Annotated in this window: 9 protein-coding genes and 2 pseudogenes; all 11 read right to left on the bottom strand. The window is 53.0% G+C overall.

What is annotated here, in order from left to right; translation table 11 throughout:
• Positions 1–14: 14 nt before the first annotated feature.
• Positions 15–554, bottom strand: a complete 540-nt coding sequence (locus LKD41_RS14140; RefSeq protein ID WP_023042361.1) for an MT-A70 family methyltransferase — start codon at positions 552–554, stop codon at positions 15–17.
• Positions 555–595: 41 nt separating this feature from the next.
• The gene (locus LKD41_RS14145; RefSeq protein ID WP_009901636.1) at positions 596–1462 is read right to left on the bottom strand and encodes a VirB6/TrbL-like conjugal transfer protein, CD1112 family; all 867 of its coding nucleotides are present in this window, start codon (positions 1460–1462) and stop codon (positions 596–598) included.
• 41 nt (positions 1463–1503) lie between these two features.
• Positions 1504–1719, bottom strand: a complete 216-nt coding sequence (locus LKD41_RS14150; protein ID WP_016306504.1) for a Maff2 family mobile element protein — start codon at positions 1717–1719, stop codon at positions 1504–1506.
• A gap of 89 nt (positions 1720–1808) precedes the next feature.
• Positions 1809–2999 (bottom strand): annotated as a pseudogene (locus LKD41_RS14155) (VirD4-like conjugal transfer protein, CD1115 family); the annotation flags it as partial.
• A 113-nt stretch (positions 3000–3112) separates the two neighbouring features.
• Positions 3113–4777: a group II intron reverse transcriptase/maturase gene (gene ltrA, locus LKD41_RS14160; protein WP_227701523.1), complete on the bottom strand. Its 1665-nt coding sequence runs from the start codon at positions 4775–4777 to the stop codon at positions 3113–3115.
• A 590-nt stretch (positions 4778–5367) separates the two neighbouring features.
• Positions 5368–6012: pseudogene (locus LKD41_RS14165) on the bottom strand (type IV secretory system conjugative DNA transfer family protein); the annotation flags it as partial.
• On the bottom strand, positions 6009–6479 hold the full coding sequence (locus LKD41_RS14170) for a PcfB family protein (protein ID WP_015567070.1): 471 nt from the start codon (positions 6477–6479) through the stop codon (positions 6009–6011). The gene LKD41_RS14170 and the pseudogene LKD41_RS14165, both read right to left, overlap by 4 nt.
• Positions 6480–6570: 91 nt before the next feature.
• Positions 6571–7620: a hypothetical protein gene (locus tag LKD41_RS14175; RefSeq protein WP_334302637.1), complete on the bottom strand. Its 1050-nt coding sequence runs from the start codon at positions 7618–7620 to the stop codon at positions 6571–6573.
• Positions 7621–7634: 14 nt separating this feature from the next.
• Complete coding sequence (locus LKD41_RS14180; RefSeq protein ID WP_227701525.1) at positions 7635–8348, bottom strand: antirestriction protein ArdA; 714 nt, start codon at positions 8346–8348, stop codon at positions 7635–7637.
• A 4-nt stretch (positions 8349–8352) separates the two neighbouring features.
• Positions 8353–9438, bottom strand: coding sequence for a DNA cytosine methyltransferase (locus tag LKD41_RS14185; RefSeq protein ID WP_012741700.1), 1086 nt, complete (start codon positions 9436–9438; stop codon positions 8353–8355).
• Positions 9425–9781, bottom strand: a complete 357-nt coding sequence (locus LKD41_RS14190) for a DUF7768 domain-containing protein (RefSeq protein WP_015555151.1) — start codon at positions 9779–9781, stop codon at positions 9425–9427. Before LKD41_RS14190 ends, LKD41_RS14185 begins: the two co-directional genes overlap by 14 nt.
• Positions 9782–10051: the final 270 nt, after the last annotated feature.

The raw sequence follows: 10051 nt of genomic DNA on the forward strand, positions 1-10051 counted from the left end.
ATAGCCCGAAACTGTTACAAGTTTACAGTGCTTTCAACTTCGTTTCCCCACACGTCCCATCCGGGCTTTTTTTCTCTGGCGAACAATTCCACTCGTGGTATATCGCCCATCAGTTCTACAATTTTCCGCCTGGCCTCGTCCGGCTTTTTGCTGTGGCGCTCTATCGGGGAAACAATAAGCTGATGAACACCGGCAGACTTACGCTTCGGATGTCCTTTTACTGCTAAAAGACAAATTTCTGCATTGCCTCTGGTCCAATACCCCAGACCGTAAAACCATGAGTAGGAGCGCCGGTTCCTCTTTATCCATACAAAAGCCACAGAACGATAAGAAAAGCCCCATGCTTTAATGACCTTTAAGGCTTCCGGCAGTTGTGGGAATGTTGCCCACAGAAACAAAACGCTGTCTTTTGCGGCCAAGTCGGCCACTGGAAGGGAACAGATTTCTTCAATACTCATAGTGGGATAATGAAGCTCTGCTGATCCCTGCCTGTTTTTCTGCTCATACCGCCACGGTGGATCTGCATAGATTATCGAAAATTTTTCTTTCGGCATGATCCTCCTTTCCGCTTCGGGTCATCATGGCCCGAAGTCTCTTAATGGCAGCCGAAGATGGATTTTGCAAGACTGCCTGTTTTGAATAAGGTAAAACACAGCAGCACCGTATATCCCACACAGCCCCAGATCGCCCCGATGGGGTCGCCGTCGGTGGCGATACTTTGGATCAGCACCGCATAGATGGCGACACAGACTAAGATCAATAGACCTTGAAAGCCCACCGCAAAGAGGGAGCGGAAATAGTTCTGCCCCATGTGTCCGGTTTCCCTGTTGGGGACTGTGGCAAACGGGATAGGCGCTAGACTTGTGAGTAAATAGATTTCAGTCATACGGCCATATACGATGACGAAGATCACGATATTTAAGGCAATCATGGTAAGCTGGATCAGGAAGGATTGTAGCCAGAGTCCGAACAGAGGACCCAACTCCATCGCTTCAAGTTCTGTCCGCAGACTGTCCAGCACATCCGGCGTGATCTCTGTCCCGTTCTGGATAATGCCCGCTGACTGCTGTATCACATGCTGGCTCACATCAAAGACCGCCAGCACGATATTGAAGGTATTCGTCAGGATCATCACAGCCACAAAGGTTTTGAACACCCACTTAAAAAACATCCATGTGTCAACTTCATGGAGGTTGTTGCGTTCTATGAGCATCTGTATCAGCTCATAGGTCATTACAAAAGTGAGGATGACCCCGGCGATTGGCAGGATGGCAGTTTCGGAGATCTGTCGTATCATGGAAAAGACCCCGGCGTTCCAGTCCGCCGGGGTCGTGCCTACCTGTGTGGCGATCTCGCCAACGCTCTGATTGACGTTATCGAAAAGGCCGTCCAGATTTCCCATGATACCATCGACGAGCAGACCTTTCAGCCATTCAACGATTGCGTCGATGATAAAGTCCATACATCAGCTCCTTTTCTGGAAAAAGGGACAACGGGTGACACTTAGCTGAACAGGCCGGACAGCAGAGGGATAAGCTGAAGGCCGATCAGAACGACACCGCCGCCAGCCATGAGCTGCTTAATGCCCTGGCTTTTTGCCGCAGGGTTGTCCGACCCGTAACCTTCCAGAAGGTTGATGACGCCCCACACCGCCAGACCGGCGCCAAGAGCCATGACCAGAATTTTAAGAATGTCGATTGCCTGATTGAAAAATTCCATATACGTTCCTCCATTTTGTTTGTTTGATGGTTTTGGGTACAAAAAAAGCCGCCCACATCGGCGGCGCTTCGGGTCATCATGGCCCGAAGTTACACAAACTCGTCGCTGTCCAGATCATCGAAATTCAACAGGTCAGCTTCTTCGTCCGTGTCGGAGCCGTCCACTTCGTACACCGTGTATTCGTCCTCCGGCTTTAGTCTCAATGGCCGGTGGCGGAACAGGCTTTCCAAGCGGAAGGCGTTTTTCTTTTTATCAAATTCGGCTGTGTACTTGTAATTCGGGTGCTTTTTCAAGTCATACTTCGGGGACAGGAAGGGCGGGAGCCCCCTAAGCTGCAAGATACATTTATCCCCGGGCATGGTGGTGATCTCGCTGGTGGTCATCAGTTCCCGGCCAAGCCGCTGCATATTCTGGCTGTAACTTTCAGACTGTCCACGGCTTCGGCCCTCGGTCTGCATAGAGATGGTGGCCCTGCCCAGCCAGTTTTCCGAAATATCCTTTAGGGTGGAAGCCTCCCGGCCTCCGAGGAATACGATACTGTCCATGTTGCCCATGATGGTTTCGGAATGGTCTTTGTACAATGCCTTGCACTGGCTCATTGCCTGATAAAAAAGCGTCAGGCTGATCTCACGGGAGCGGATGACGGCCACAATCTTTTCCAGCCCCGGCACCTGCCCGGTGTTGGCAGCCTCGTCCCACAGCACCCGCACATGATAGGGCAGACGCCCGCCATAGGTGTTGTCAGCCCGTTCACACAGAAGGTTGAACATCTGCGAAAAAGCGAGGGCAACCAAAAAGTTGTAGGTGGTGTCCGTGTCGCTGATAAGAAAGAACAGCGCTGATTTTTCATCCCCCAGCTTATCCAGCTCCAGTTCGTCATAAGACATGATCTCCCGAAGTTGGGGAATATCAAAGGGAGCCAGTCTTGCACCGCAGGAAATCAAAATGCTTTTGGCTGTCTTGCCGCTGGCGAGCTTGTATTTCTTATACTGCCTCACGGCGAAGTGCTGGGGGCTGCGACGTTCCAACCCGTCAAACATATAGTCCACCGCGTTTTTGAAGGTTTCGTCATCCTCCCGGACTTCCATGCTGTTTATCATTTCCACCAGCGTATTCATGTTGCGTTCTTCCTCCGGCCCCTCAAAGACGATGTAGGACACAAGGGCGCAGTACAAGAGGGTTTCTGCTTTTGTCCAGAACTCGTCGCCCTCCTTGCCGTCGCCTTTGGTGTTGGCAATCAGGGCGGTAACAAATTTCAAAACATCGCTTTCTGTCTTGATGTCGGGTAAGAGACTGGCATTACTGCCAGCCCCTCCCCTAAGAACCGTACGTGACAGTTTCCCGTCATACGGCTCAAGCCTATCGTAAGGCCTCGTATAAAACGAAACCCGGCTCAAATCAAGTAACCTGGTTCATGCAGATTTCGGTGACACCAGGGATGTACCATAATAGCGGGCCATTTCCTGTTGTTTTCGGTGCTAAAATGCGTCTTGAATCCTGTTTCGGATGTAATTCTTTCTCCGCATACAGGGCAGCACCGTTTCTGGTTGTTCCAGATTTTAACGAGTTTCTCCCGTCCTTTGGTACTGTTCAGCATTCTTTCTCCGTCACGTTCCTCATAATATCCCGTCCATTTTTCATCGAATGGGTTAGCTTCGGCGGCGATTTTCCTGAATCGGATGATTTTAGTATTTGCCGCGTATTCCAGCTTGAGGTATTTTTCATCGAAATCTTTACCGCGGAAAGCAGGCTCTGTTGCAAACGTCCACGTTCGGTTATCAATATGGTGCCAGTATTTGTTGGCAATCCATTTCCTACCTTTTCGCTTGTGTCTGCGGCAAGCCCACCTCCATAGGCACTCGAAAATCCTGTGGTCAACCAATCCAAAAATATCCGCAGAAACTACATAGCGATGGTAGTTGACCCAACCACGAATGACAGGATTTAACTTGCGAATGAGCAAGTCCTGTGTGGCTGTTTTGTTCTCCCTAACGATAGTCCGCACTTTTTTGAGGAAGGATTTTATCGCATTCTTTGACGGCTTAATGAGCAATTTTCCGTTGTATTTCCGAACGTTCTGTCCAAGAAAATCAAAACCGTCGCTGATATGTGTGATTACCGTTTTTTCCTCGGAGAGTTGCAGGCCGCGTTCCGCCAGAAAGTCCTTGATGAGCGGGATAACCTCGTTACGTAGAGTTTCCGGGCTTTTTCCGGTAACGATAAAGTCGTCGGCATATCGCACGAAGTTAATCTGGTCGTAAACAGTTTTACCTGCCACCGTCCGTCTCATAGGGAATCTTTCTTTTAGAATCCGCTCCAGACCGTCTAAGGTCATGTTCATCAAGACTGGCGATATTGTGCCGCCCTGTGGGGTTCCTTCCTCTGTTGGAAAGAGCTTTTTGGTCTCCACAAAGCCACATTTCAGCCACTTTTCGAGCATTTCCTTGTCCATTGGGATATTTGCCAGCAGCCAGTTATGGCTGATGTGGTCAAAGCAACCCTTAATGTCTCCCTCCAAAATCCATTGAGGGGAACCGGCTCTGCACAAATCGTTGAAGCATTGCCCGATAGCATCGTGTGTGCTTCTTCCAATTCTAAAGCCGTAGGAGTTCGGGTCTGCCAGAGTTTCTGCCAATGGTTCCAATGCAAACTTATATAATGTCTGCCTGGCGCGGTCTGTCATCGTTGGAATACTCAGCGGGCGTAATTTTCCGTTTTTCTTCGGGATGTACACCCGTCTGAGAGGTTGGGGCTGATAGCCCCGGCGTTTGAGTTTGTCAATCGCTTCGAATTTGCCTTTTGGCGTTTTCCATAATTCATGGTCTACACCAGCGGTATTTTTGCCTTTATTACTTGTCACACGCTTCACCGCCAATGCCTTGGCATAGAAAGAGTGCGTCAACAGCCATTGCAGAGATTTCACCTTGTTGTAATGACCGCCTTTTTGAGCCTTTACGATACGCATTTGCAGCTTTTTAACATAGGCCTCCGCTTTTTTCCAATCAATGGATTCCCAGCTTTGTGCCTTGTCAGCAGGCGCACACAGTTTTCTGTTCATTTGCGATTCCTCCTCTCAAAAGTTCTGTAAATTCTCTCGTAAAGATAGACCTGCTGGAAGTCAGCCCGCTTTCGCGTGGGATACTGTTTCAATCCCTATCCGTCCTCATTACAAGGTCGGCATTCGCTTTTTCCAGCGTTCCTTACCCGCGTTTCTATCGGCTTTCCTTGCGGTCAGCTTTCCGAATATCGGAGAAAGCGCGGGCTTACCACGTTTCACGTAATCAACCGTGTAGGTTAGGTGCCGCCTATCCGCCGGCAGTCCTGTTTGTCCATGTGTTCCCAGCTTACAGGGGAACATCCGACTGCACACCTTTTGGTTCAGGCTTATCAGCAACTTTAGCCTGGTTCCCACTAACGACGTTTAACAGCGATTTACTTACATTCACCATACTACACAAGCCAAGCTCCCCAGCCGGACGTTGCTTCCAGCTTTTCGCCTCTGCCTCGCGGTTTCGGCTTGACCCTTTCGGGAGGGCTGCCTTTTCTCGCCATGCTGCCTCACGGCCGTTGCCAGCCGCTTCGGTGACGATAGGCTACTGCTAATGGAATAACAGGTTCGGTCAATGCCGAACAGTTTAATTACGCGACCTCGTGTCGCGCATAGGCCAGCGGATTGTAGTGCATGGATTTTGAAAAGTCGATACTGTTGAACACCCGCACCCTGTATTTCTCCCATTGCAGAAACCGCCCGCACTGGTCGAGGGTGCCGCCCTTCGGGTCTACCACCACATACGAGGAATGGGCTTGAAGGAGCTGCGGGGTCAGCCAGAACCTTGTCTTTCCCGAGCCGGACGATCCGATGACACAGGCGTTTAGGTTCCGGGCATTGGCGGGTATCTTCGGACGGGTGTTCATGGTAAGGAACTCCGTCCCGGTCAGAATGACATTGTTCTGAAATTTAGGGTCAACAAATGGCTTTATATCTTCCTTTGTTCCAAAGCGGGCGGTGCCGTACTCCGCATCCCGCCGGAATTTTTTCGCCTGCCTGATCTTTGACTGTATCAGCAGATACATCCCAGCCGCACCGGCAAGGCCCACCAGCAGGTCAATACCTCCCTGCCCCGGCCAGTAGGTTTCAAAGGCTTTGGGGAAGGTATCAAGCATCCCCATGAGCTTTGTCCCGAAGTCTGTGCCGGGGGCGATCCGGTAGGCCGTCCCGATTTTGGAGAAAAACCAGAACACAAAGAGGTACGGCAGGTTTGGGAGCACATATTTTCTGATCTTGTCACTCAACGTCCGTCCTTCACCGCCTCTCTGGTCCGCTGCTTTTCCTTTGCCTGTGTCCTGATCTGCTCCGTGAATTTCCGAAGCTGGCCGAGGATGGAAGCCTTGTCCTGCTCTTTGTTCAGCACCTTTGCGCTGTACTTCTGGAAGGCCGCCGTGATAGCGTCCGCCTGATTAGCCTTGAAAAACAGCAGGTAATGACCGGGGCTCACTTTATGGAAAGCGTAGTCCACATGGAACTCCTTCGCAATCCGGTCAAAATCCTTTGGAGCTCCTACATAGGGCATGGCACTTTTGCCGCCATAGTGGTTCATCAGCTTTTTTACGCTCTGGCGTCCCTGCGGGGTCAGCGCCTTCCGGTGGTGCTTTTGCAGCGCCCGCGCTACCTTCCCAAGAGCGGCAGCCAGCACTTTTCCCGTGAGCTTCGTTGTCCTGATCGAAAGGGCAACCGTTTTTTGGTTTACTTCTTCCTGCATAAAACCTCCTTTCCGTCGGGGTTCCCGCTATCCGGGAGGCCCCCGTACAATCTCGGGGAACAGAAAACCTCGGGCCAATGTGGCCCGAGGCTTACCGCTCGGCATCTCTGCCGGACGGAGCTTTCTTTTCCGGCTCCGTCTGGACTTTTTCGCCCTGTTCCCGCATGGTCTGCAAGATAGAGGGCTTCTTTTGAAGCTGGGAGGGCTTTTCGCCGGACAGCGGCTTGATACATTCCAGACGGACAGCCGCCCGGATGGCGTTGTCCGTGAGCTGCCTCTGCCATGCGCCTACACTGGGAGCCCAGCGGAAACCGCTGCTTTTCAACTCGGCCCGGGTGTCCGCGTCAGGCTTTCCATCAAAGAATACCTGCAAGCGGTTGTCCTCCCGGTTCATCTCCACACGGCCCCCGTCGAACTCCCAGCCGGAAAACTCCCGCTGCGCCTGTTTGGAGAGCTGTTCGATACGCGTCTTTACCCGGCGGATCTCCGCATTGTTGTTGGTAAGCTGGTAGCTTTCAAAGGGCCTCGGGTCGCTCCGCCAGTTTGCCGCCATGCTTGCTTTCAGCTTTTCGATCTGGTCCGGCGACAGCAGCGCACAGCCATCCAGCTTGCCATGCTTGCGGTAATAGGCGTTGACCTCCTTCATAATGAGCTGGGAGCGTTCCAGCCCGTCCAGCTTCTTCTGGAGCTTTTCAATCGCTGCCGGGTCATCGGCGCTGATCCCGCCCATGCCGGTACTGCGTATCTTATCCAGCAGCCCTTGAATATACCGCCATTCCTCCATGTTGCTGTCCCGGGCCCGGTTCTGTTTTTCCTTCTTTCCCACCGGGAAATTGGCAGGTCCGGCGATCATCACAGAGGGAACCCTTGCGTCAATGGCAAAGCCCTGGTTCATGTTTTCGGCCAGCTTGCGGGCGTAGGTGTCTAACAGATGGTCGATCTTCTCATGGTACATGGGGTCCACCCGGGATTTCTGCTGTTCCGCTATGGCGGCGGCCTTGTCCACCATTGCCCGGTATTCCGCCGTTGCGCTCCCTTCCTTGTAGTCGGAAAAGCTGTTCATTTCCTTTGCCCGGCGGGCGGCTCCTTCATTGATAGGGTAATAGTTGATGGTATGCACCTCCTTCATGCTTCGGGCCATGCTGGCCCGAAGTCTTACCGTTCTTCATGGGAAGGCCCCGCCTTGTCCTTTTTCGGAGCGGGCGGGGCTTCTTGAAACCGTTTGAGTGCAGCGAGAATGGAGTGGACAGGCTCGGCCTTTTCAGGATAGGCAAATATCCGGTGTTCCGGCGGAATGTCCTGCGGCCCGTGGTAATACTCCTTGAAGCCCTTCGGGACTGCCGAGACATACCCACCGGGAGCGAATACGCCGCCCTCGTTGATACGCACATCCCGTCCGTATGCCTCATAATCGAAGTAGTTCTGAATATGCTCCGGTATGTCGATAGTCCCAAGCTCGTCGGCGTAAAGACGGCCCAGCCCTTCATCATTAGAAATATCCGGGTAAAAGCGGTACAGGTCAAGGTTCTGCGTCAGGTTTATCAAATCCTTCACGCTCCTTGTGTGGTTTCCTAAGACAAGAGCGGCTTCAAAGGTTTCCAGTCCGCCCTTATCCCGTACTTCCAGCAGGGCGTGGCCCAGCTCGTTCAGCTCGTCGATGTTCTCACATTCGTAGAGATGATCGTAGAGCCCCAGCACATCACTGTCAAAGCTGGTAAAGAACACTTCGCTGTACCGTTTTCCGTCTATCCCGATTTTGGCAAGGGCGGCCTGCAACTCCTGTGTCGTCATGGGGAAATGTACCGTTGTCCCTACCTCGATCCCCATTAAGGGGTATAGGGCTGTATTGGTTATATAGGCTTCAAACATGGGCTCATTCCTCCTTTCCGGCCCGGTCAGCCAGCACCTCATAAATCCCGGCCATAATGTAATCGGCGCAAGGGAGGGCAATCGCATTTCCCAGCGCCTTGTAGCGTTGCAGAGGCCGAATCTCCACGCCGTCCGCCCCGTACTTTGTCCAGCCCTCCGGCAGCCCCATCAGCCGTTCACTTTCTGTTTCCGTCAGAAAACGGATACAGCCGCCCTCCGGGTCGCCCTCATACCAGAAGGCAAAGGGCGTTACATCACTGGCTAAAAGAGTGGGAAAAGGGTCAGTTGGTAATCCGAAGCTGTTTCGGAAGGCCGTTTCTTCCTGCCTTTTTGCCGCTCCCCGCATACGGAAGCACTGAAAGGGGTGGATGACTGGTATCTGCCGCCCTGTTTCAAAAGAAGCTGTTCGATCTCCTTCGGCGGCGGCCCGCCCGCCCTCTCCGCAAGGCGGAGGAAGTGGGAGCATTGGACGGGGCTTAAATAGTATGTCTGCGGCACGTCTGCCTCCAAAATCCGCCACGACGAAAATCCGCTGCCTTCGTGCCAGCCTTCGGGAGCCTGCCCAATACTGGGCGTCCATGAGCCGCCAGCACACATCAGGCGTTCCCCCTCGCACCATTCCGGCGTTTCCCCATCTTCCCGAAGGAGGCATTGGAACTTCGGTGTCCGAGAAGGCGGATAGGACGGCTCTAAAGTCCATCCGGTCATTTGTAGAAAACGCTCCCATGACGTTTTCCCAAACAGCGATAGCTGGATATAGGTTATCAGTAGCATCCCTCATTTCCTGTATGATACGAAACGCCTGATAGAACAGGCTTGATTTTGCCCCGGCAAGGCCGGAGCGGTTGCCGATCAGAGAAAGGTTCTGACAGGGGGAACCGAAGGTAATTATATGGACAGGTGGGATTTTCCCGCCGTCCACCTTCGTAATATCCCCCAAATGCACCATGTCGGGAAAGTGCCTTTTGGTTATGGAGATGGGCGCTTTTTCAATCTCACTGGCCCATACCGGACGGATACCGCACCGGGAAGCAGCCAGAGGGAACACGCCGATCCCGTCGAAAAGGCTCCCCAGCTTAATGTCCGGCATGGCCCGGGGTGCCGTGTCCCTTCACGGCAAGCACCCCTTCCAGTGTGGTCGCCGCAATGCCCAGCCGCCCGGCAACCGCAATATCATTTTTTACATCCTCGTCCACAGCGCTGCCGCAGACGATCAGGGTATGGGAGCGCCGCAGCATATCCCGGCGCATATCAATCCCGGCCTTATGTTCCTCGGGAACGCTGTCATTCAAAAACAGCGGCAGGTACAAGAGCGGGCAGATCGGGGAAAAGCCCGCCTCATAAGTAAGACGGCAGTAGTGGGCCGCCAGCTCCATATCAACATCCGGCTCGCCGCTCCATGCGGCAGTCAGGTATGCTAAAGGTCGTTTCATTGGTTGAGCCTCCATTTCTGTTTTGGTTTAGGGAAAAGCAAGAGTTCGCCCAACCCCTCCGCCCCTTCCCCCGGGAAGGGGAACGGCTCTGGAGAATTTATATCCCCGTCGCTTGACCGGGAAAAAGCATAACCGGGAGAAATCCGTCAAGGGTGCCTCTGGCACCGCCTGCGGCGGCGCTGCCCTTGACTGATTTTCCCGGCTATGCTACGGAATAACTGGCGACGGGGAATAATTTATATCTCCAGAGCTTCGGGGCGCGGGGCAGAG

Origin of the sequence: Roseburia sp. CLA-AA-H209 (genome assembly GCF_020687575.1) — a bacterium.
GTDB classification, from domain to species: Bacteria; Bacillota; Clostridia; order Lachnospirales; family Lachnospiraceae; genus Roseburia_C; species Roseburia_C amylophila.

Excerpts from the sequence above, each read along its gene's own strand:
- LKD41_RS14150 (WP_016306504.1), bottom strand. The coding sequence starts at position 1,719 with ATGGAATTTTTCAATCAGGCAATCGACATTCTTAAAATTCTGGTCATG.
- LKD41_RS14170 (WP_015567070.1), bottom strand. The coding sequence starts at position 6,479 with ATGCAGGAAGAAGTAAACCAAAAAACGGTTGCCCTTTCGATCAGGACA.
- LKD41_RS14180 (WP_227701525.1), bottom strand. The coding sequence starts at position 8,348 with ATGTTTGAAGCCTATATAACCAATACAGCCCTATACCCCTTAATGGGG.
- LKD41_RS14145 (WP_009901636.1), bottom strand. The coding sequence starts at position 1,462 with ATGGACTTTATCATCGACGCAATCGTTGAATGGCTGAAAGGTCTGCTC.
- ltrA (WP_227701523.1), bottom strand. The coding sequence starts at position 4,777 with ATGAACAGAAAACTGTGTGCGCCTGCTGACAAGGCACAAAGCTGGGAA.
- LKD41_RS14175 (WP_334302637.1), bottom strand. The coding sequence starts at position 7,620 with ATGGCCCGAAGCATGAAGGAGGTGCATACCATCAACTATTACCCTATC.
- LKD41_RS14185 (WP_012741700.1), bottom strand. The coding sequence starts at position 9,438 with ATGCCGGACATTAAGCTGGGGAGCCTTTTCGACGGGATCGGCGTGTTC.
- LKD41_RS14190 (WP_015555151.1), bottom strand. The coding sequence starts at position 9,781 with ATGAAACGACCTTTAGCATACCTGACTGCCGCATGGAGCGGCGAGCCG.
- LKD41_RS14140 (WP_023042361.1), bottom strand. The coding sequence starts at position 554 with ATGCCGAAAGAAAAATTTTCGATAATCTATGCAGATCCACCGTGGCGG.